At 63.2% G+C, this 20,532-nt stretch carries 19 protein-coding genes; 13 read left to right on the forward strand and 6 right to left on the reverse strand.

Annotation, left to right across the window (positions count from 1 at the left end):
- The first annotated feature begins 178 nt into the window (after nucleotides 1-178).
- Nucleotides 179-1,672 (forward strand): RNA polymerase sigma factor, encoded by a 1,494-nt coding sequence (locus tag ACLI1P_RS07710; RefSeq protein ID WP_411708486.1) that lies wholly within the window; start codon nucleotides 179-181, stop codon nucleotides 1,670-1,672.
- 133 nt (nucleotides 1,673-1,805) lie between these two features.
- Here the strand turns inward: ACLI1P_RS07710 and ACLI1P_RS07715 are convergent, their stop codons facing one another.
- Together ACLI1P_RS07715 and ACLI1P_RS07720 are read right to left on the reverse strand one after the other, a co-directional pair.
- Nucleotides 1,806-3,611, reverse strand: a complete 1,806-nt coding sequence (locus ACLI1P_RS07715; RefSeq protein WP_306506837.1) for a DEAD/DEAH box helicase — start codon at nucleotides 3,609-3,611, stop codon at nucleotides 1,806-1,808.
- A 122-nt stretch (nucleotides 3,612-3,733) separates the two neighbouring features.
- Nucleotides 3,734-3,985, reverse strand: coding sequence for a DUF3039 domain-containing protein (locus ACLI1P_RS07720; protein WP_296130973.1), 252 nt, complete (start codon nucleotides 3,983-3,985; stop codon nucleotides 3,734-3,736).
- Nucleotides 3,986-4,033: 48 nt separating this feature from the next.
- Between ACLI1P_RS07720 and ACLI1P_RS07725 the strand changes: the two genes are divergently transcribed.
- The 6 genes from ACLI1P_RS07725 to galE all read left to right on the forward strand — a co-directional run bounded on the left by ACLI1P_RS07725 (nucleotide 4,034) and on the right by galE (nucleotide 9,688).
- On the forward strand, nucleotides 4,034-4,483 hold the full coding sequence (locus ACLI1P_RS07725; RefSeq protein ID WP_411708487.1) for a DUF3099 domain-containing protein: 450 nt from the start codon (nucleotides 4,034-4,036) through the stop codon (nucleotides 4,481-4,483).
- A 48-nt stretch (nucleotides 4,484-4,531) separates the two neighbouring features.
- Nucleotides 4,532-6,073, forward strand: coding sequence for a methyltransferase (locus tag ACLI1P_RS07730; RefSeq protein WP_411709706.1), 1,542 nt, complete (start codon nucleotides 4,532-4,534; stop codon nucleotides 6,071-6,073).
- A 53-nt stretch (nucleotides 6,074-6,126) separates the two neighbouring features.
- On the forward strand, nucleotides 6,127-6,582 hold the full coding sequence (gene dtd / locus ACLI1P_RS07735; protein WP_411709707.1) for a D-aminoacyl-tRNA deacylase: 456 nt from the start codon (nucleotides 6,127-6,129) through the stop codon (nucleotides 6,580-6,582).
- A gap of 122 nt (nucleotides 6,583-6,704) precedes the next feature.
- Entirely contained in the window at nucleotides 6,705-7,709 is a 1,005-nt protein-coding gene (locus ACLI1P_RS07740) for a sigma-70 family RNA polymerase sigma factor (RefSeq protein ID WP_296130967.1), read from the forward strand.
- Nucleotides 7,710-8,019: 310 nt separating this feature from the next.
- Nucleotides 8,020-8,700: a metal-dependent transcriptional regulator gene (locus tag ACLI1P_RS07745; RefSeq protein WP_296130965.1), complete on the forward strand. Its 681-nt coding sequence runs from the start codon at nucleotides 8,020-8,022 to the stop codon at nucleotides 8,698-8,700.
- A 4-nt stretch (nucleotides 8,701-8,704) separates the two neighbouring features.
- The gene (galE, locus tag ACLI1P_RS07750; protein WP_408930596.1) at nucleotides 8,705-9,688 is read left to right on the forward strand and encodes a UDP-glucose 4-epimerase GalE; all 984 of its coding nucleotides are present in this window, start codon (nucleotides 8,705-8,707) and stop codon (nucleotides 9,686-9,688) included.
- Here the strand turns inward: galE and ACLI1P_RS07755 are convergent.
- A complete protein-coding gene (locus ACLI1P_RS07755) occupies nucleotides 9,645-10,772 on the reverse strand; it encodes a DUF4192 domain-containing protein (RefSeq protein ID WP_408930597.1) in 1,128 nt (375 codons plus the stop codon). The genes galE and ACLI1P_RS07755 overlap by 44 nt on opposite strands.
- A 296-nt stretch (nucleotides 10,773-11,068) precedes the next feature.
- Here ACLI1P_RS07755 and ACLI1P_RS07760 point away from each other — a divergent pair, with 296 nt between their 5' ends.
- The 5 genes from ACLI1P_RS07760 (at nucleotide 11,069) to ACLI1P_RS07780 (ending at nucleotide 17,091) form a co-directional block, all read left to right on the forward strand.
- The gene (locus ACLI1P_RS07760) at nucleotides 11,069-12,103 is read left to right on the forward strand and encodes a PAC2 family protein (protein WP_408930598.1); all 1,035 of its coding nucleotides are present in this window, start codon (nucleotides 11,069-11,071) and stop codon (nucleotides 12,101-12,103) included.
- A 30-nt stretch (nucleotides 12,104-12,133) separates the two neighbouring features.
- On the forward strand, nucleotides 12,134-14,689 hold the full coding sequence (locus ACLI1P_RS07765; RefSeq protein ID WP_306506832.1) for a DEAD/DEAH box helicase: 2,556 nt from the start codon (nucleotides 12,134-12,136) through the stop codon (nucleotides 14,687-14,689).
- Between the two features lie 124 nt (nucleotides 14,690-14,813).
- Nucleotides 14,814-15,839, forward strand: a complete 1,026-nt coding sequence (locus tag ACLI1P_RS07770; RefSeq protein WP_373692261.1) for a PTS transporter subunit IIC — start codon at nucleotides 14,814-14,816, stop codon at nucleotides 15,837-15,839.
- A 23-nt stretch (nucleotides 15,840-15,862) separates the two neighbouring features.
- Nucleotides 15,863-16,240, forward strand: a complete 378-nt coding sequence (locus ACLI1P_RS07775) for a hypothetical protein (protein WP_306506830.1) — start codon at nucleotides 15,863-15,865, stop codon at nucleotides 16,238-16,240.
- Nucleotides 16,241-16,380: 140 nt separating this feature from the next.
- Entirely contained in the window at nucleotides 16,381-17,091 is a 711-nt protein-coding gene (locus ACLI1P_RS07780; protein WP_411708488.1) for a VIT1/CCC1 transporter family protein, read from the forward strand.
- A gap of 7 nt (nucleotides 17,092-17,098) precedes the next feature.
- On the opposite strand, the gene ACLI1P_RS07785 is transcribed toward ACLI1P_RS07780, so the two are convergent.
- The gene (locus tag ACLI1P_RS07785; protein WP_296130945.1) at nucleotides 17,099-17,623 is read right to left on the reverse strand and encodes a carboxymuconolactone decarboxylase family protein; all 525 of its coding nucleotides are present in this window, start codon (nucleotides 17,621-17,623) and stop codon (nucleotides 17,099-17,101) included.
- Between the two features lie 53 nt (nucleotides 17,624-17,676).
- Nucleotides 17,677-18,270 carry a peroxiredoxin gene (locus ACLI1P_RS07790; protein WP_296130942.1) on the reverse strand — a complete coding sequence of 198 codons (594 nt, stop codon included), beginning with the start codon at nucleotides 18,268-18,270 and terminating at the stop codon, nucleotides 17,677-17,679.
- Between the two features lie 158 nt (nucleotides 18,271-18,428).
- Between ACLI1P_RS07790 and ACLI1P_RS07795 the strand changes: the two genes are divergently transcribed.
- On the forward strand, nucleotides 18,429-19,385 hold the full coding sequence (locus tag ACLI1P_RS07795; RefSeq protein ID WP_408930601.1) for a hydrogen peroxide-inducible genes activator: 957 nt from the start codon (nucleotides 18,429-18,431) through the stop codon (nucleotides 19,383-19,385).
- A 98-nt stretch (nucleotides 19,386-19,483) separates the two neighbouring features.
- On the opposite strand, the gene ACLI1P_RS07800 is transcribed toward ACLI1P_RS07795, so the two are convergent.
- Nucleotides 19,484-20,524, reverse strand: coding sequence for a hypothetical protein (locus tag ACLI1P_RS07800; protein WP_411708489.1), 1,041 nt, complete (start codon nucleotides 20,522-20,524; stop codon nucleotides 19,484-19,486).
- Nucleotides 20,525-20,532: the final 8 nt, after the last annotated feature.

Genomic DNA, 20,532 nt, shown 5'->3' on the forward strand with positions numbered 1-20,532 from the left:
GCAGACCCCAGTGACCGGCACCCAGCCGAAATGTTCTATACTGGGCTGCCGATCATTAAATACCCAGCGGCGCGCCTCACATGCTCTCTTCTGAGGCGGGCTAGCATCGGGGAATAGTTGCGAGAACTTCCACTGTTCCCCGCATTTACACTCATCAGAGCAAGTCGAAAGGGCGTACGTGGCAGCCACTGATTCTTCAGACCAGGTACTCGGCGCGGGCGAGGGCTCCTCCGAGGCATCTGCACCTGCACAAAAGACCGCCAAGAAGACGGCGAAGAAGACAGCCAAGAAGACCGCTAAAAAGACGGCGAAGAAGACAGCTAAGAAAACCGCCAAGAAGACGGCCAAAAAGACCGCGAAGAAGGCGACCAAAAAGACGGCGAAGAAGGCTGCTAAGAAGACCACCCGCACCTCTGCCAAGAAGTCGGCGAAGAAGACCGTGCGTAAGTCGGCCGCAAAGAAGGCAACTTCCCCGGCAAAGAATGAAGAACTCGACGCTGACGAGCTCGAGGACGCTGAGGGCCTCACCGACGATCACGCCGACGATGTCGACGCGTCCGATGACGATATGGACTTCGACCCGGATAACGCCGACATGGACGAGGACGACGAGTTCGGCGACGAGGACGACGGCGACGACGCGGAGGATGACGACGAGGACGACGGCTCCTCCGTCTGGGATGAGGACGAGTCCGCCGCTCTGCGCCAGGCCCGCAAAGACGCCGAGCTGACCGCATCTGCAGATTCCGTGCGCGCTTACCTCAAGCAGATCGGTAAGGTTGCGCTGCTCAACGCTGAGCAGGAGGTCTCTCTGGCCAAGCGCATTGAGGCCGGCCTCTACGCGCAGTACCGCATGGAGCAGATGGAAAAGGCCCGCGCCGAGGGCGATAAGGCGGCCAAGCTCTCCCCCATGGAAAAGCGCGATATGCGCGCTATCGCGCGTGACGGCCGCAAGGCTAAGAACCACCTGCTGGAGGCGAACCTGCGTCTCGTGGTGTCTCTGGCCAAGCGCTACACCGGCCGCGGCATGGCGTTCTTGGATCTCATCCAGGAAGGCAACTTGGGCCTTATCCGCGCCGTGGAGAAGTTCGACTACACCAAGGGCTACAAGTTCTCCACCTACGCCACGTGGTGGATCCGCCAGGCGATTACCCGCGCCATGGCGGACCAGGCCCGCACCATTCGTATCCCGGTACACATGGTGGAAGTCATCAACAAGCTCGGACGCATCCAGCGCGAGCTGCTGCAGGACTTGGGCCGCGAGCCCACCCCGCAGGAGCTGGCGAAGGAGATGGACATCACCGAGGAGAAGGTGCTGGAGATCCAGCAGTACGCCCGTGAGCCCATCTCCCTGGACCAGACCATTGGTGATGAGGGCGACAGCCAGCTGGGTGACTTCATTGAGGACTCCGAGGCAGTCATTGCTGTCGACGCCGTGTCCTTCACCCTCCTGCAGGACCAGCTCCAGGACGTGCTCACCACCCTATCGGAGCGCGAAGCCGGCGTGGTTCGCCTGCGCTTCGGCCTCACGGACGGCATGCCGCGCACTTTAGACGAGATTGGTCAGGTCTACGGCGTTACCCGCGAGCGTATCCGCCAGATCGAGTCCAAGACGATGTCGAAGCTGCGCCACCCGTCGCGCTCGCAGGTCCTGCGTGACTATTTGGACTAGGAAAACGAGCCGTACCGGCTAAGTACCCACAGAAAAAATGGCCCCCACGGGGGCCATTTGTGGTTTTCAAGTGCGAAGCGGCAGCGCCGCGGCGCGCAGGCGCCTACCGCGCTCCGCACGGTGGCGGGATGTCCTACCACTTGCGCAGATAGTCGATGCGCTCGCGAAGCTGCTCGGCGTCGCATAGCGCGGTGGGAGGCCCGCCGCAGGCCTTGCGCGCTTCGGTGTGAATGGCGCCGTGCGGGCGTCCGGTGCGCTGCGCGGTGATCGACACGACGGTGTTGAGTTCCTTGCGCAGCGCCGAGATTTCATCCACCGTTCCGGCATCGGAGCCGGCAGAGCTTGGTGAAGCCGCCGCGGCACCCGCCTGTCCCCCACGCTTCGGCGCGTGCGGGGTGCCGTAGAGCTTGCGACGCTGTTCCTCGGCTGCCTCTGCAGCCCGGCGCGCCTTCTCTTCTGCCTCGCGGCGGTCCATCTCCTCCGACTGCTTCTTGCGCAACAGGTCCTTGACTTGGTCGGCGTCGAGAAGCCCCGGAATTCCCAGGAAGTCCTCGTCCTCGTCGGTGATTGCTCCGGTGTTGAACTGGGAGCCGTTGTACAGCAGGCCGGAGAACTCTGCCTCCGCGCCGAGGGACTCATAAGAAGGCTCGAGCATGTCGGGCTCGGACTTCTTCTTATTGGCATCCTCAAGCAGCTCGTCGTCCCAGCCCTCCTTGTCGGGATTCTTCTCCCCGCCGAGGACGTGATCGCGCTGCTTTTCCATATTCTCCGCCAGGCCCAACAAAACCGGTACGGAGGGCAGGAATACCGAAGCAGTCTCTCCCGGCATGCGGGAGCGGACGAAGCGCCCGATGGCCTGGGCGAAGAAGAGCGGGGTCGAAGCAGAAGTGGCGTAGACGCCCACGGCGAGGCGGGGGACGTCGACGCCCTCAGACACCATGCGCACGGCCACCATCCACTCGTCGGTGGATTCGGAGAACTCGGCAATGCGCGCGGAGGAACCCGGGTCGTCGGACAGGATGACGGAGACCGGGGTATTGGAGATCTGCTTGAGGATCTTGGCGTACGCGCGTGCGGTTGTCGTATCGGTAGCCAGCACGAGGCCGCCGGCATCCGGCATGTTGCGGCGCATCTGCATCAGGCGGGTGTGTGCCGCCTGCAGGACCGTGGGGATCCACTCGCCCTTCGGGTCCAAGGCGGTGCGCCAAGCGCGCGCGGTCTGCTCCGGGTTGAGAATGTCTCCTAAGCGCGCGGCATGTTCCTCGCCGGCGCTATCGCGCCACCGGGATTCGCCGGAGTAGCTGAGGAAGACGACGGGGCGCACCACACCGTCGGCAAGCGCGTCGCCGTAGCCGTACGTGTGATCGGAGCGGGAGACCAGGTGACCCTCCCCGTCTTCCTCGTAGCGCACGAAGGGAATCTGGGAGTCATCCGAGCGGAAGGGCGTACCGGTCAGCGCTAGGCGGTGCTCCACGTCGTCGTAGGCCTCGCGCACGCCGTCGCCCCAGCTCTTGGCGTCGCCGGCATGGTGAATCTCATCGAGGATCACCAAGGTGCGCCGGGCAGATGATATGGCACGGTGCTTGAAGGGGTGCATACCCACCTGGGCATACGTCACCACCACGCCGTCCATGGCCGGGTTCACACCAGAAGAGTTGGTGAACTTCGGATCCAAAGCTAGCCCGACGCGGGACGCGGACTCGGACCACTGCACCTTGAGGTGCTCCGTCGGCACCACGACGATGACGCGCTCGACGGTGCGATCCGCCATGAGTTCGGTAGCCACGCGAAGGGCGAAGGTGGTCTTACCCGCGCCCGGTGTAGCCACGGCCATGAAGTCCTTCGGCTTGGTGGCCAAGAACTTATCCAGCGCGGCGCGCTGCCACACACGCAGCGAACCGTTATTTGCAAATCTTTGAGTTGATGACTGTGTAGACACGGTCAGCGACTATCCCCCTCACAATTTTCCCACTGTCCCGACAGGTATGTGTTTCCCGTGCGCTAGGGCGCACAGGGGTGTTGAGCTACGCCGCCCGTGCGGGCGGCAGTGAGCGATGCTTATTAGCGGCGGCGCAGGCTCTTGTAGACGCGCTCGCAGTCCGGGCACACCGGGGAGCCCGGCTTCGCCTGCTTGGTCACCGGGAAGGTCTCTCCGCACAGTGCCACGACGTACTTGCCGTTGACCGCGGAATCCAGGATCTGGTTCTTCTTGACGTAGTGGAAGAACTTCGGGGTGTCGTCGTTGGTCGACGTATCCTCGCGGACATCGGGGCGTTCAATAGTCTTAGTCGTCGTACTCACGCCCCCTATCATGCCGCATCGGTATCGAAGTTGGCGACTCTCCCCGCTAGTCTGGTGTGCATGACCCCTTCCAACCCGCGCGATTCAGCAGCCGACACCCCACAATCGGGGCGGCGGCGCAGGCGCGTGTTCAGCCGCGAGACGCACCTGATTACCTCCGCCAAGCTCGCGCCCGGACAGGACCGGCACCGCCGCGAGGTCATCTACTCCATCCTGCAGTTTGTGCGCATACCGTCACTCATCATCGCCGGCGTTCTCATCTCCGTGTGGCACTGGTGGATCGCCGCCGCGGCGGTCGTCGCCGTGACCTTCCCTCTTCCGTGGATCGCGGTGGTGATTGGAAACAGTCGCGGCCAAAAGCGCGATAAGCGCGAGAAATCCGTCTATAAGCCAGCACTAGCTCGCCAGATGGCGCAGGCGCAGCGCGAATCCTTGGAGCGCCCCGCTCGCCGCCAACTGCCCGGTGAATCCGACCCCACCGAACCCACCACTATCGATCACGAGGACTAAGGAGCATTTACCCCTGTGAGCACCCACCACTCTCCTTTCGGCCCGCCCATGGACCCGACGCACCCCATCGGTGAACTCGCCGCGGAGCTGGCGGAGGTCTTTGACGCCGCTGGGTTTAGCGCCGACGGAATCGCCGGACACCTCGGCCCGGAATGCACCGACGCGCTCCACCGCGGCGAGCCTGCAGCCGTGGCACTGGGGGCAAGCGGCGATACGCCGCGCGATCACCTCATTCGGATCTTCCTGCTGCACGAGCATGTGCCGGCCACGCTGCTGTCCGACGTCGTGGGCGCGCGCTTGGCCGCAAAGCTCATCGACGCCGGCGTGGTGCAGACCGATGCCCACGGCACCGTCTACGTGGCCTACGATATCCGTCCGCACGTCATCGTGGGCCGCAACCGTCTGGTGTTTTCGGATGTCGATGCGTCCCTGGTGGACCACGTCCCGGGCCCCGACCACGTGCTGGGTGTGGGCTCTGCCAGCCTGTCGTTGCTGCACGCGACTCCGACGACGCCGGTGTCCTCCGTGTTGGATCTGGGCACTGGTTCTGGCGTACAGCTATTGGGGCAACTCGATTCCGCGGAGCGCATCGTGGCCACCGACGTGCACGAGCGCGCCCTGGAGCTGGCGCGCGCCACCGTGGCAGCCGCGGGTGCCGACGACACCGTGGAGTTGCGCCAGGGCTCCTGGTTCGAGCCGGTAGCGGGCGAGCGCTTTGACCGGATCGTGGCCAACCCACCGTTCGTCGTAGGCCTGCCGGAGGTCGGCCACGTCTACCGCGACTCCGGGCTCAACCTGGATGCGGCGAGCGAGTTGGTCATCTCGCAAGCAGCAGAGCACCTGAACCCGGGCGGCACGGCGCACCTGCTGGCGGCCTGGGTGCACCGCGGCGAGGAGTCCTGGCAGCAGCGCGTGGCGTCGTGGCTACCGGATACCGGCGTGGCGGCGTGGGTCATCGAGCGCGACGTGGTGGACCCCGCACACTATGTGTCCACGTGGTTGGAGGACGAATCCATCGACGTGCGCAGCCCCGAAGGCATCGAGCGCTCCCGCCAGTGGCTCGAGCACTTCCGGGACCATGGGGTCACCGGAATCGGCTTTGGATTTGTGGCAATTCAGCGCATTGGCGACGACGAACCGTCCGACATCCTGGCCGAAACCATGGCGCAGCCCCACATCGATCCGTTGGGCCCCGAGGTGGAGGAATACTTCGCCCGCGTGGCCTGGTTGCGTGGCCTTGTCCCCGGCGAGCTGGAGACCACTCACGTGCAGGTGCGCCCCGGCGTGGCCCGCGAGGATGTCGGGCTGGCCGATACCGAAGTGGGCATGGGCTTTGAGCGCGCGGCGCTGCGCCTTACCCGCACCGACGGCCCGCGCTGGCAGCACGACGTGGACGAACACCTCGCCGCCATCGTGGCTGGGCTCAACCCGCACGGCTTGAGCATCGGCGAAACCATCGAGCTCTACGCCACCGCCCAAGGATTCGACGAGGCCGAGCTGGTCAGCGCCGCACTCCCAGCAATCGTGGACCTCATCCGCCATGGTCTGCTCATTCCGGAGCAGCTGCTGGCGTTTAGCTCCACCGAATAGGACTCTTCTCCCCTTTATTTCCCGCTCCGCGAAAGGACGTGACCTCCACCCCAATGCGTGCTGTATTGACCCGCGTATCAGAAGCCTCCGTGACCGTTGACGATTCCGTCGTTGGCTCGATTACGTGCCCGGACACCGGTGGCATCCTTGCCTTGGTAGGAGTCTCCCGCGAGGACGCCGAAGCCCCAGAGCATGAGCGTGCACAGCGCATGGACACCATGGCGCGCAAGATCGCGGAGCTGCGCATCCTCGACGGCGAGGTCAGCGTCTCGGACGCGAACGCCCCAGTTCTTCTGGTCAGCCAGTTCACCTTGTATGGGCGCACAGCCAAGGGGCGACGCCCCTCGTGGTCGGACGCAGCGCCCGGCGAGGCGGCCGAGCCTGTCATCCAGGGCGTGGCACAGCGCCTGCGGGAGCGCGGCATTCACGTGGAGGAAGGGCGCTTCGGCGCGATGATGCGCGTCGCTTCAGTCAATGAAGGTCCCTTTACCGTGCTCGTTGAGGTGTGACGTATACCCCCAAAAGGGGCCGAGTACACGGCCGGTACCCGCCACTTTTCCCGCGGCGGGAACTTCGCGGCGCCGCATGCCGTTAGAAGGGGTGTACCAAGCCGCAACTTAGGAGGCATGAGATGGCCACATCATCCGCTGCTAGCGCTGCTACCGCCCAGGACGAGGACGGACAGGAAGTTGACCGCGGCTCACGCCGTAACCAGACCAACGACAACCCTTCGGCGGATTTGGTCCGCGTATACCTCAACGGAATTGGCAAGACGGCGCTGTTGAGCGCCGAGGACGAGGTCGAGCTGGCGCAGGCCATCGAGGTCGGTCTCTATGCCGAGTACAAGCTGGCGAACGCCGCTAAGCTGACCCGCGCCGAGAAGCGCGACCTGAAGATTCTGGCCCGCGAGGGCAAGAAGGCCCGCTCCCACCTACTGGAGGCCAACCTCCGCCTCGTGGTGTCCCTGGCCAAGCGCTACACCGGCCGCGGCATGCCTCTGCTGGATCTCATCCAGGAGGGCAACCTGGGTCTGATTCGCGCGATGGAGAAGTTCGATTACGCCAAGGGCTTTAAGTTCTCCACCTACGCCACCTGGTGGATTCGCCAGGCCATCACGCGCGGCATGGCTGACCAGTCCCGCACCATCCGCCTGCCTGTGCACCTGGTGGAGCAGGTCAACAAGCTCTCCCGCATCAAGCGTGAGATGTACCAGTCCCTGGGCCGTGAGGCGACGAATGAGGAGCTCTCGGAGGAGTCCGGCATCGAGGAATCCAAGATTGAGATGCTGCTGCGCCAGTCCCGTGACCCGGTATCCCTGGACATGCCGGTGGGCACCGATGAGGAAGCGCCGCTGGGTGACTTCATCGAGGACGCCGAGGCTACCGACGCCGAAACGGCAGTAGTCGCCTCCATGCGCCACTCCGATATCCGCTCCGTTATTGATTCCCTGGAGGAGCGAGAGCAGGACGTTATCCGCCTGCGTTATGGCTTGGACGATGGCGTTCCGCGCACTCTGGACCAGATTGGCCGCAAGTTCGGCCTCTCCCGCGAGCGCGTGCGCCAGATCGAGCGCGAGGTTATGGCCAAGTTGCGTGACGGCAACCGCGCGGACCGTCTGCGCGAATACGCCCTGTAGTTCGCTACTGGCGCGTTACGCCACAGGTCTTGCCACCAAGAGTCCTTCCGCCCCGTGAGTCACTGAGCCGCCGGGCACAGGAGGTTGATTCTTGGTGGCTTTGCTTTTGCGCGCTCGCTGCACTCGTCCCGGCTCGGGCGCTCAACCTGCCGTCCGAACTCAGCCGAGTACGCTATTGTTTAAGTTATTCTCTTAATAAAACGCCATTACCGCGCTTGAACCTATACTGGCCCGGCCGGCAGTGCTCCGAGGTCGGGCCGATGCCCGCCCAGCCGCACCGGGCCATGATGACGCAGAAAGGTATGCCCACGTGAGGGATCTAGTCGATACCACCGAGATGTATCTGCGAACTATTTATGAGCTAGAAGAAGAGGGCATCACGCCGCTGCGCGCCCGTATTGCCGAGCGTCTCGAGCAGTCAGGCCCCACGGTCTCCCAGACCGTCGCCCGCATGGAGCGCGATGGCCTGCTCCACGTGCGCACGGACCGCAGCCTGGATCTCACCCCGCACGGCCGGGAGCTAGCCACCAGCGTCATGCGCAAGCACCGACTGGCGGAGCGCCTGCTTACCGACGTGCTCGGGTTGGACATTCACCAGGTTCATGATGAGGCCTGCCGGTGGGAGCACGTCATGAGCGAAGAGGTGGAAAAGCGCCTCGTGGCAGTCTTGGAGGATTCCACCCGCTCGCCCTTTGGCAACCCCATCCCAGGCCTTGCGCAGCTCGGCGCCACCCCGTCCGAGGTCGATCTGGGCACCCGCGCCATCGATCTGCCTAAGGGAGAGGAGACCCCTGCCACCATCATTCAGATCAATGAGGTGCTGCAGGCAGATAGCTCCACGTTCCACGCTCTGCATTCCTCCGGCATCTACGTCGGCGCCGAGGTCACCGTGGTGAACAATAATGGCTCAATTACGCTCAGTGCGCCCGGCGGCGAGAAAGTGGAGCTCGTCGACGATCTGGCACACGCCATCCGAGTAGAGGTGAAGTAAGACAATGAAGCTTTTGGTTACCGGCGGTGCCGGGTATGTCGGCAGCGTCTGCGCCGCGGTCCTCGTTGAGGCCGGCCACGACGTGACGATTATTGATAACTTTTCCACGGGCAACCGGGAAGCCGTGCCGGAAGAGGCGCGTCTGGTCGAAGGCGACGTGGCGGATGTCGCCCACACCGTCTTGTCCGAAGGCGGCTTCGAGGGCGTGGTGCACTTCGCTGCCCGGTCTCTGGTGGGTGAGTCCGTCGAATCCCCCGCTGACTACTGGCAGCACAATGTCGTTACGACCCTGACGCTGCTAGAAGCCATGCGCGAGCACGGCGTGAAGAACCTCGTCTTCTCCTCCACTGCTGCCACCTACGGTGAGCCCACCGAGGTACCCATCACGGAAGCGATGCCCACCCAGCCCACCAACCCCTACGGCGCGTCGAAGCTGGCCATCGATTACATGATCACCTCTTACGCCACCGCCTACGGCCTGGGGGCTACGTCTTTGCGCTACTTCAACGTGGCGGGTGCTTACGGAACCATTGGTGAGAACCGCGAAGTCGAAACCCACCTCATCCCGCTGGTGCTGCAGGTAGCACTTGGCCACCGCGACAAAATCTTCATCTTTGGTGACGATTACGACACGGCCGACGGCACCGCGGTGCGCGACTACATCCATATTCGGGACCTCGCTGACGCCCACGTTCTGGCGCTCACCACGAACACCGAGGGCACACACCGCATCTACAACTTGGGTTCCGGGGACGGCTATTCCGTCAAGCAGGTCATCGAGACGTGCCGTGAGGTCACCGGCCACCCCATCCCGGCAGAACTGGCTCCCCGGCGCGCCGGCGATCCCGCCACCTTGGTGGCATCCTCCGAAAGGATCAAGGAGGAGCTGGGCTGGTCCCCCAGCCGCACCGATCTCACCACCATCGTCACCGATGCGTGGAACTTCACCCGGCAGCTCGGCGAGAGGGCTCATTCGGCACATCGTTAGCGCCTACTGCGGTCTCGTAGGCGGCCCGGGCACCGGTGGCTACGGTATCCCGGATCCTCTCGTGCAGCCCGTGCCTATAGGCTTGGCAGAGCAAAGAGCCTAAACGGTGGCTGGGAAACTCCTCAGTCACCAGCATGAGCGCTGGACCGGCCAGGATCTCCCAGTCCAGCTCCAGCTGCGCTACCGCGAAGAGGGTCAGCGCGTTCGCCCGAATTTCTCCACTAAAGGTACGGGCCGCGGCTAGCAACAGGTGTGCCGCCTTATCCCCTGCCGCCGCGCATTCCGCTACGACCAGATCCCGGGTCCACGTCGTGGACAACCACACCGCGCAGGCGGCGAGCAGGTCTGCATCCGCTTCCGCTTCTTCCGGGCTGGCGGCGCGTGTGAGCTGCCAGCGGGCGTCTGCCAGAAAATCATCAACCAACACTGTGCGCTCCTGTGGGTCAGCAGCGGCCACACGTGCGCGCAGCGCCGTGGCATGGTGTCGGGCTTGGCGCGCCATGACCTCCGCTTCCAGCTGGTCTATGTGCGGGTTGCGTCGCGTAAACACCGCGAAGAAGTCTTCTCTGCTGAGCTCTGGGACAACGTTGTGGTCCACGCAGGAGCGCATCGTCGGCGCGCTAGTCAGCGGCGGAACTTCCCCCTCTACCCATTTCTTCATGGGGCCGCTGCCATCCGTACTGACGGCCCCGTGGAGGAGGATATAGGGCTCGCCCTGGGAAATCTCGTTAACGTGCCATGCGGCATCGACGTCCACACCGTCGCGGCTGTAATTGAGGCCGTAGAGCCACGTGGCCACCTCTCGCAACTCAGTCAGTGGGCGGTGGGAGACCACGAAGGCGAAGACACCTTCCCGGGCGTGTTCCGTCAGCGTCGCCGCAATATCGGGCAGGGCGTCTTGAGCTTGGTCAATGTCGACTCGGGCAAGCGGGCCCATAGCCGGACCGCGCGGGGTGGTGTCGATGGCGAGGAAGAGGACGGACTCGCTGGGATAGAAGCCCAGCAGGCCGGGGATGTTGGCCAGCAGGTGGCCGGGGGTCGTAATGGGCGGGGTGTACTCAGTGTGCGGTGTGGTTGTGTTCATGGCCCTAGCCTGAATCAGGGCCCATTCGGCGCGCTAGGGTCAAACCTGCGCGCACGAGATTTCTGTGGATAACTTCCCCTGAGGCCCGTCTTTTGTCGGTGTTATCCACACCGCAGTGTGCAGAAGCATGGCGGAATTGTCCGGATTGTGGCATGCTTGACCGATTAACAGTGAGCATGCCCCGATTGGCTGTAGGAGGGGAATACGGCGCCGTCGCAAGGCGTTGCACGCCACAGAACATTGATTTAGTCCGTACGCTCGATTCTAGAGCCGGACATAAGGAGGAGTCACACACCATGCAGGAAGAACAGCGCCGCATGTATGAGCTGGAGTACCCCGCACCAGTGGTCAAGGACGATTCCACCCAAGGCAGCGGCCCCACCATGATCGTCGCCATGAACGGCTACGCCGACGCCGGACAGGCAGTGGAGGCCAGCGCCGATCATCTCAAGGCCGCACTAGAGAACCGTCAGCTCGCATCCTTTAACAATGATGAGTTGGTGGACTACCGCTCCCGCCGCCCTGCTGTGACCATTGATCATGACCGCACAGTGGAGATTGAGAACGTGGATCTGGGCATCAAGGTGCTGCGGGATAACTCCGGCAAGCCCTTCCTGCTGCTTTCCGGCCCAGAACCGGACCTACGTTGGGAGGCGTTCACGGATGCCGTGGTCAACTTGGTGGAGAAGTTCGATATTCAGAACACCATCATGCTCTACGCCGCCCCCATGCCCGTTCCGCACACCCGCCCCACGGTTGTGACCGCGCACGGCAACTCTCCTGAGCTGCTGAACTCCATGGTCCGCATCGAATCCACGATGATGGTCCCCGGCGCCGCCGCGCTGTACCTCGAGCGCGCCTTGGACAAGAAGGGCCGCCAGGTCGCCGGCTACACCGCACATGTGCCGCATTACCTGGCATCCTCGCCCTACCCCTCCGCCACGCTGCATCTCTTGGACTCGGTGGCCTCCGCGGTAGACCTCAACATCCCGCTGGGCAGCTTGGAAGCTGACGTTGACCGGGTCAACCAGCAGTTGGAGGAGCAGGTTACTGACTCCGACGAGATTGCCGGTGTGGTCCACCAGCTGGAAGAGCAGTACGACGCCTACATGGAGCGCTACCGCAAGCGCCACCCACAGGCCATCATGCCGGGTGAGGAGCACATGCCCACCGGTGAGGAGATCGGCGCCGATTTCGAGGCCTTCCTCGCGGGGCTGGATGAGAATCCGGAGATCCTCTCTGAGGACATCGATGACCGCGAGGACAACTTTGGCAAGGACGGCGACTCGGACGATGAGGATTCCGGCAAGGATATGGGGGATGACGTCTAGCCGGTAGGGTCTTCGCCTAAGGTGGGACGAGTGAACCTTTCTCAGATGTTGCCCGATCTCGCCGAAGTCCCCGAGTCGATGGTTGATGAGGCCATTTGGGACACCTTTCAATCGTGGGCTTCCGGCCGCGGAATTTCTCTGTACCCGGCCCAAGAAGAGGCCTCCCTTGGCATCCTGGCTGGCGATAATGTCATTCTTGCCACGCCCACCGGCTCCGGTAAGTCCATGGTAGCCAACGCCGCGCACTTCATCGCGCTCGCCCGCGGGCAGCGCAGCTTCTACACCGCGCCCATCAAGGCTTTGGTGAGTGAGAAGTTCTTCTCCCTGTGTGAGATTTTTGGCCCCGAAAACGTGGGCATGATGACCGGAGATGCCACTGTCAACGGCTCCGCCCCCATCATCGCCGCCACGGCGGAGATTGTGGCCAATATTGCGCTGCGCGATGGCGCTGAGGCCGCCATCGACCAAGTCGTCATGGATGAATTCCACTACTACTCGGAACCGGACCGCGGCTGGGCCTGGCAGGTACCGCTGTTGGAGCTGCCCAAGGCGCAGTTCCTCCTCATGTCGGCCACGCTGGGTGATACCGCGTGGCTGGAGAAGGATCTCACGGAGCGCACCGGCCGCACCACAACTCTTGTCGCCGGCACCACGCGCCCGGTGCCGCTGGACTTCTCTTATGTGTTCTCCGCGGTCCACGAGACCATCGAAGAGCTCCTCGAATCTGGTAAGGCACCCATCTACGTGGTGCACTTCTCCCAGCGCGAGGCCTCCGAGCGCGCCCAGGCGCTGACCTCGCTGTCGAAGATCATCACCCCGGAGGAGAAAGAGGCTATCGCCGCCGAGCTCGGCCCCTTCCGCTTCACCACCACCTTTGGCAAGGACTTGTCCAAGCTGCTGCGCAAGGGCATCGGCGTGCACCACGCCGGCATGCTGCCTAAATACCGCCGCTTGGTGGAGCGCTTGGCGCAGAAGGGTTTGCTCAAAATCATCTGCGGCACGGACACCCTGGGCGTGGGCATCAACGTGCCCATCCGCACGGTGCTTATGACGGGCCTGGCCAAATACGACGGCACCCGCCAGCGCATCCTCAAGTCCCGCGAATTCCACCAGATCGCGGGCCGCGCCGGGCGCGCCGGCTACGACACGGAAGGCACGGTCGTCGTCGAGGCGCCGGAGCACGAGATTGAGAACGCCAAGGCCCGCCGCCGCGTGGGCGATGACCCGGCGCGCCTGAAGAAGCTGAAGAAGAAGTCCGCGCGCGAGGGCGAGGTGTCGTGGTCGGAGAAGACGTACGCCCGGCTTATCGACGCCGAACCGGAGCAGCTCACCTCCCAGTTCCGGGTATCGAACTCGATGCTGCTGAACGTGCTTGCCCGCCACGGCAATGGCTACGAGCACTTGAAGCACCTGCTGCGCACCAGCCACAACACCCGCAGCCGCCAGAATCAGGACATCCTCACCGCCCTGAGCCTGTTCCGCGGTCTGCTCAACTCCGGCGTGGTGCAGAAATCCACCAAGGGGCTCGACATTTACGGGCGCCCCTACCACGTGGTTCGCGAGATGCCGCGTGACTTCGCGCTCAACCAGCCTCTCGGCCCCTTCGCGTTGGCGGCCCTCACGCTGCTCGATCCCGAGTCCGAGACCTACGCTCTTGACGTCATCTCCGTCTTCGAGTCCGTGCTCGATGACCCGCGCCAGGTACTCACCGCCCAGCAGAAGCAGCGCCGCGGTGAGGAGATCGCAGCTCTCAAGGCCGAGGGCGTGGACTACACGGAGCGCATGGCCATCGTGGAGGACATCACGTGGCCCAAGCCGCTGGAGGAGCTTTTAGACCAGGCCTACGACACGTTCTGCGAAACCAACCCATGGGCCAAGGACTTCGAGCTGCGGCCTAAGTCGGTGGTGCGCGACATGCTGGAGAGCGCCATGACGTTTTCGGACCTCGTGGCTACCTACGGCCTAGCGCGCTCCGAGGGCGTTATCCTGCGCTACCTCACGGACGCCTGGCGCACCCTGAAGCAGTCCATTCCTGCCGAGTACCTGACTGATGAGCTCGAGGACATCATCGTGTGGCTCGGCGAGCTTATCCGTCAGGTGGACTCCTCGCTGGTCGACGAATGGGCGGAGATGGCCGGTGAGGACTCCCCCATCTCCCAGAAGGACTTGGACCGCGAGCTGGCCTTTGGCGTGGAAGACCCGACCGCGCTCACTGCCAACCAACGCGCCTTCGGCATCATGGTCCGCAACTACTTCTTCCGCTTGGCCCAATTGTTCGCTTTGGAGAAGGAGGACCGTTTGGCCGAGTTGCTGGACTACCTCGACGAGGTTCCGGACTTTGGTGAAGCTCTCGACGCCTACTTCGAGGACTACGACGATATCGACGTCGGCCCGGCTGCGCGCGGTCCCGAGTACTTCCTCGTCGACAAGGGATCCGAGGGCGCACGCTCCCGCTCGTGGACGGTGCGCCAGATCCTCAAGGACCCCCAGGACGACAACTCCTATCAGCTGGTGGGAACCGTGGATTTGGATGCCTCGGATGCCGCCGGCGAGGTTCGGCTTTCCGCCCTGCGCGTTGAATATTAAGCCCACCATTCCGAGCTAATACTTTCCGTTCTACGCATAGTATTCGTATGCTGAGGGAATGAGTACGTCCGCCTCCGACCCGCACATCGCCCCTCGCCCTGCCGTCACGCCCGGCAGCTTCACCATGAAGGTGCTCAACGGCATTTCCATCGCCGTGGTAGTGTCCTTGGTCCCGCAGGCTCTGCTCGGCGAGCTTGCCAAGGCGCTGCTTCCCTATTGGTCTGGGGCGTCTACCGTCCTCGCGCTCACCGGGCTGGCCTCGAGCCTGCTACCGGTCATGATTGGCGTCCTGGTCGGCATCGAGTTCAAGATGACGCCCATCCAGACCGCCGCCGTGGGCATTGCCTCGTTTTGTGGATCTGGCGTGGCCACCGTCAATCCGGAGGGCGGGTTCTTCCTCAAAGGCACGGGCCTGGTCATCAACTCCGGGCTAACGGCAGCGATAGCCGTCGCCCTCCTGTTGGTCATTGGTGATCGCCTCAAGAGCTACTCCATCTTGCTGCTCTCCACCATCGTCACTCTAGTGGCTGGTTCCATCGGCTGGGTCGTCACGTTCCCCGTGGTCAAGATGCTAACCATTTGGTTGGGCGACCTAGTCAACGGCGCGACCAGTCTGCAGCCCATCGTCATGGGCGTGGTATTGGCCACGCTCTTCGCCGTCATGATTGTCTCTCCCATTTCCACCGTCGGCATCGCCACCGCCATCTTCATGGAAGGCATAGCATCCGGCACGGCCAACCTCGGGATTGTGGCCGCAAGCTTCACGCTTCTGTGCGCCGGCTGGCGGGCCAACGGTTTCGCCGGGGCCATCCTGCACGTCTTGGGCTCCCCGAAGGTGCAGATGGCAAATATGCTCTCCAGGCCGGTTACCTTCCTCCCCGTAGTGTGCTCCGCGGCCATCGTGGGCGGCATCGGCGGCGCGCTGGGTATCTCCGGAACCGCTCTTTCTGCGGGCTTTGGTATTTCCGGCCTGATGGGCCCGCTCGCAGCGTTGAACTACGAGGGGTGGGGGTGGACCGCCGGCAACGTGACGATTATCGCCATCGTCTACATCGCCGTTCCGCTAGCCCTCGGTCTCTTCTTTAGTTGGCTCTTTGAACGTGTTTTCCGCCTCACTAAGCCCGAGTATTACGCCCTCAACTTCGAGTAAGTGAGCGTAGGGTGGGTGGTGTTATGACTCAACCAGGCTCTTCTTCCACCGGAATCCGTCTTGCGGGCGTGAGCTTCGATGTTCGGGCAGATGGTGTCACCGTCCACTGGCTCCTCGGAGGCCTTCCCCATCACCGCAATGCGGTCTTTACCCTGCACACCGTCGAACGTGAGCTCACCGCTTCCTTTGAGGGCGAGAACCTCACCAGCATGGAGATGTCCGGCTTCGGCGAGAACGCCCGGGGTGACTCCTATCCCGTCGACTATGCGTACACGTACACCAGCGACGAGTTGGCCATCCATGTCCCCGAGGCACACTTCGACCTCGATGACCGGGTCTTTACTATGGCCCTGCACGTGGACGGTCAGCCCTGCGGCGAGTGGACGGGCACAGTTAACTAGTACCAATCGTCACAGCGAAGCCAAAGCTTTCCTCAGTGAGCCTCACTAAGCTTCAGTGAGCTAAGCCTACGCACCCTTTACAAGCTTCTGACCAGCGGCAATACTGAAGGTACTTACCCAGTCCCCCAGGAGCTTGCACCATGACCGCCACCGCTCAACACGCTAACGAGCCCCACCTCGTATCGAATAACGCGCGGCTGAATTCGCTGCGCGCGGGGGTTCTCGGCGCCAACGACGGCATTGTCTCAGTCGCTGCGCTGCTACTCGGAGTGGTGGGCTCTGGGGCGTCGGCAAGCGCGATTGCCACAGCCGGTCTCGCTGCCACCGTATCGGGCGCGGCCTCCATGGCATTAGGTGAGTACGTGTCGGTGTCTGCACAGCGAGATTCCGAACGCAAGCTCATCGACAAGGAAACCCGGGAACTGAATGAGCTCCCCGCGCAGGAGCACGAAGAGCTGGTATCCATGCTGTCGAGCTACGGCATGGGAGCCCAGACCGCCGACACCGCGGCCCGGGAAATTGCGGCCGAGGAGCGCCTGCTCGAGGCACACCTGCGGCTAGAAATGGGCATCGACGGCGAGGACCTCACCAACCCCTGGCACGCAGCCTTCTGGTCGGCGGTATCCTTCCTTGCCGGTGCCGCGCTTCCGTTGCTCGCGGTGCTTGTCGCGCCGGAATCGGCGGCGGGTGCCACCGTCGCCATCGTCACGCTTATCGCACTGGCCGTCACCGGCTACGTATCTGCGCGGCTGGCGGGCACCAACGCCGCTCGCTCCGTGGTCCGGCTGGTCGCCGGCGGCGCACTCATCACCTTTGGAATCGGTGTGGCCTTCGGCGGAGTGGTTGGCTAAAGCGCTTTTAGCGGGCGGCTTCTGCCTGCAGGGCCTGCGCCACGGCCTGGACCACGCCGGCCACCTTGATGCTCTCCCAGATCTGCTCCTTGGTCAGGCCCTCCTCCAGGAGGGTCTTGGAGTGAGCGGTCAGGCAGTGCTCGCAGCCGTTGACGGCAGAGACCACGGTGTTCCACAGCTCGAAGGTGGCCTTGTCCACGCCCGGCTTGGAGATGATGTTCATGCGCAGGCCGAACTTGACCTGGGCGAAGTCATCACCCAGCCAGCCCTTGGCGCGGTAGGCCACGTTGTTCATGGCCATGACGGTGGCGGCACCCAGGGCGGCATCAACTGCCTCCTCAGACAGGTGCTCGCTGGCCTCTTCCAGGATCTCCTTGAGCACGGAGTCGTTGCGGGTGGCGGCAGCCGCAGCCACGAAGCTGCCCCACAGCTGCTCCTCGTTGAGCTCCGTAGAACGCGTCAGGGTGCCCAGGTTGAGCTTCTGGTCCTTCGCGTAGGCCGGCAGTGCGGACTTCAGGTTATCAATAGACATGAAGGAATCTCCTTTCAGCAGGAATGTCTTCAGTAGGAACGTCTAGAGAGTGCTTAGAGCGCGGACTGGACGACGTCGAGCTTGTTGATGTTCTTCGTCGGGTCGTTGGCCTCCCAGTTGCAGGCGCAGACCTCTTCAGACTGCAGAGCGTCGAGCACGCGCAGGACCTCGTCCACGTTGCGGCCCACGGCATCCGGGGTGACGGACACGAACTGGATAACACCGTCCGGGTCGATGATGAAGGTGGCGCGGTCAGCCACGCCGTCCGCGTTCTCCACGCCGAGGGCGCGGATCAGATCGTGGCGGACATCGGAGAACATCGGGAACGGAACGTCCTTGAGATCCGGGTGGGTAGCGCGCCAGTTGAAATGTGCGTACTCGTTATCGGTGGAGCCGCCCAGGATCTGGGTGTCGCGGTCCTGGAACTCCTCATCCAGCTTGCCGAATGCCGCGATCTCCGTCGGGCAGACGAAGGTGAAGTCCTTCGGGTAGAAGAACACGACCTTCCACATGCCGCGGTACTTGTCCAGGGACACCTGCTCGAAGTAGTCCTCCGGCTGGTTAGCGTTAACGTCGTGCAGGTCGCCGCCCTTCAGCGCGGTCAGCTCGAACTCCGGGAACTTTTCACCGACGGTCAGAATAGACATTAACTGCGTCATCTCCTTAGTAAATTGTGATGCAAATCTCTATCGCGGGCCTCGTTACCACCCTCTTACTGGGCCGTGACCACGCACCTGCCAAGTATGCCAACGAGAGCTTCACACGTCAACGTTTCAGCTTATTTATCAGTGTTAGAGTTATAGGCATGCACAATAAGGAGTATCGCCCGACGCTGGCCCAGCTGCGCACCTTCGTCACCATCGCAGAGAACAAGCACTTCGGCACGGCCGCCTCCAAGCTCGAGATCTCCCAGCCCTCCCTGTCCCAGGCGCTCGTCGCCTTGGAACAGGGCCTGGGCATCCAGCTCATCGAGCGCTCCACCCGCAAGGTCATCGTCACCTCCCTCGGCGAGGAGCTTCTCCCCTACGCTAAGGCCACGCTAGAGGCTGCCGACGCCTTCCTCGCCCACGCACGCGGCGCCCACGGCACCCTCACCGGGCCACTGACCATCGGCATCATCCCCACCATCGCGCCCTACGTCCTGCCCGAGCTCCTCCAGTCCATCACCCAGAACTATCCCGAGCTGGAGCCGCGCTTCGTCGAGGAACAGACCCACCACCTACTGGACAAGCTGCGCGAAGGGGCCATTGACATCGCCATCACCGCCCTGCCCACCGAGGCTTCCGGGATGGTCGAGGTGCCTCTCTACACCGAAAAGTTCACCGTGGTCACCAATTCGGAGCACCCCTTGGCCGGGCGCACGGATCTCACGCTCAGCCAGCTGGAAGACTTGGATCTGCTGCTGCTTGACGACGGCCACTGTTTGCGCGATCAGGCCCTCGACCTGTGCCGCCGCGCCAAGATCAATCCCTCCGAGGCCACCAATGCCGTCACGCGCGCTTCCTCCCTGACGACGATCTTGCAGCTAGTCATGGGCGGACTCGGCACCACCCTGGCCCCCGAATCCGCTTTAGCCACAGAGTGCACCAGCCCCTCACTCTCCGTAGCCCGCTTCTCGGAAGACGTAAGCGCCGAGCGCCAAGTGGGGCTTACCTATCGCTCCTCGGCCTCCCGTGCGGAAGAATTCCTCGCCTTCGGGCGCTTAGTCACCGGCGCGTTCAACACCGCGCTGGAGCGCTCCCGCGCCGCCTGCGGCTCCTAAACCCTCCCGCAAAAGAACGAAGCGCCGCTTCCCTGGACTATTCCAAGGAGGCGGCGCTGTGTGCTGTGTGCGCTGAGCTCTACTCTCCTACTGCCCTACTAAGCAGCCGGGGCGAAGCGGCCCTGGCACTGGCGGCACAGGTGCGCGGTTGCCAGCGCCATTGCGGGCCCGATGATGATAAGCGCCAAGCCCAGCGTGAGCATAGACGCCATGTAAAGCAGACCCTGCAGGACTAGGAACAGCAGGATGTGGCCATAGTTCTCCTTGCCCAAAGACAGGCCCTTGGAGAAGGACTCACCGATGGAAGACGTATCCGCCGCCAGCCATGGCATCAGCGTGAAGAAGGGCTGGATGAACAGCCACGCCAAGAGCACCAGCACCAGGATGCCGAAGATCGCCCCGATAATGCCCATGATCTTGCCCATCTCGGCATCACTCGGGTTCTCCCAGTTGATGTTGCTGCCGCCGCCAACACCTACTACCACGAGGCCCACAACCACAGCGACAAAAACAATGGTTCCCAGGACACTCAAGACGATGTTGACCACCAGCGGTGGTACCCATCGCACGCCCTGGAACAGGTCGCCCCAGGAAGGGCTGGGCTTGTCAATCTCGCGGTAGGCAAGGCGGTAGACCACGATCCAGACAAAGAGCGACAGGATTCCCATCAGCCACGACATGCCTTGGGACGCCACACCCATAGCTTCTTCATTGTCTGATACCGCGAAGCCCACGGCGAATTGGGGAACAAACATGACGAGGAAGTACACCACAGCGCCGACGAGCCACACAACGGCGTTTCCTAGAGCTGCCTTGAAGCCCCACTTGATGGCCTCCATAGCGCTGACCGGGCCGGTGTACGCCGGACCCGCGCCCGGACCAGGTCCGGCGTAGCTGGAATCCGTGCCGTAGCCGGCGCCCGCGTAGCCCGGCTGTCCGGAGTTCGCGGCACCGTAACCGGCGTACTGGTCGCCCGCGCTGGAGGAATGTGCACCAAAGGCCGGGTTCGCGCTCGTGCCGAAGCCTTCCTGGTCCTCCGGGTGGCTAGTGGTCTCATACCGCGGCAGGTCGCCGCCGTTTCCGGAGCCAAACCCACCGTTGGAGTTGTTGTCAGATTTTGGATCAAAAGGGTTAGTCATCGATTGTG

Source organism: Corynebacterium tardum, assembly GCF_046717785.1.
Taxonomy (GTDB): domain Bacteria; phylum Actinomycetota; class Actinomycetes; order Mycobacteriales; family Mycobacteriaceae; genus Corynebacterium.

What these genes read in the sequence shown, in the direction of transcription:
- galE (WP_408930596.1), top strand. Translation starts at nt 8,705, where the DNA reads ATGAAGCTTTTGGTTACCGGCGGTGCCGGGTATGTCGGCAGCGTCTGC.
- ACLI1P_RS07780 (WP_411708488.1), top strand. Translation starts at nt 16,381, where the DNA reads ATGACCGCCACCGCTCAACACGCTAACGAGCCCCACCTCGTATCGAAT.
- ACLI1P_RS07775 (WP_306506830.1), top strand. Translation starts at nt 15,863, where the DNA reads ATGACTCAACCAGGCTCTTCTTCCACCGGAATCCGTCTTGCGGGCGTG.
- ACLI1P_RS07755 (WP_408930597.1), bottom strand. Translation starts at nt 10,772, where the DNA reads ATGAACACAACCACACCGCACACTGAGTACACCCCGCCCATTACGACC.
- ACLI1P_RS07800 (WP_411708489.1), bottom strand. Translation starts at nt 20,524, where the DNA reads ATGACTAACCCTTTTGATCCAAAATCTGACAACAACTCCAACGGTGGG.
- ACLI1P_RS07795 (WP_408930601.1), top strand. Translation starts at nt 18,429, where the DNA reads ATGCACAATAAGGAGTATCGCCCGACGCTGGCCCAGCTGCGCACCTTC.
- ACLI1P_RS07790 (WP_296130942.1), bottom strand. Translation starts at nt 18,270, where the DNA reads ATGTCTATTCTGACCGTCGGTGAAAAGTTCCCGGAGTTCGAGCTGACC.
- ACLI1P_RS07720 (WP_296130973.1), bottom strand. Translation starts at nt 3,985, where the DNA reads ATGATAGGGGGCGTGAGTACGACGACTAAGACTATTGAACGCCCCGAT.
- ACLI1P_RS07760 (WP_408930598.1), top strand. Translation starts at nt 11,069, where the DNA reads ATGCAGGAAGAACAGCGCCGCATGTATGAGCTGGAGTACCCCGCACCA.
- ACLI1P_RS07785 (WP_296130945.1), bottom strand. Translation starts at nt 17,623, where the DNA reads ATGTCTATTGATAACCTGAAGTCCGCACTGCCGGCCTACGCGAAGGAC.
- ACLI1P_RS07730 (WP_411709706.1), top strand. Translation starts at nt 4,532, where the DNA reads ATGGACCCGACGCACCCCATCGGTGAACTCGCCGCGGAGCTGGCGGAG.
- dtd (WP_411709707.1), top strand. Translation starts at nt 6,127, where the DNA reads ATGCGTGCTGTATTGACCCGCGTATCAGAAGCCTCCGTGACCGTTGAC.
- ACLI1P_RS07740 (WP_296130967.1), top strand. Translation starts at nt 6,705, where the DNA reads ATGGCCACATCATCCGCTGCTAGCGCTGCTACCGCCCAGGACGAGGAC.
- ACLI1P_RS07725 (WP_411708487.1), top strand. Translation starts at nt 4,034, where the DNA reads ATGACCCCTTCCAACCCGCGCGATTCAGCAGCCGACACCCCACAATCG.
- ACLI1P_RS07770 (WP_373692261.1), top strand. Translation starts at nt 14,814, where the DNA reads ATGAAGGTGCTCAACGGCATTTCCATCGCCGTGGTAGTGTCCTTGGTC.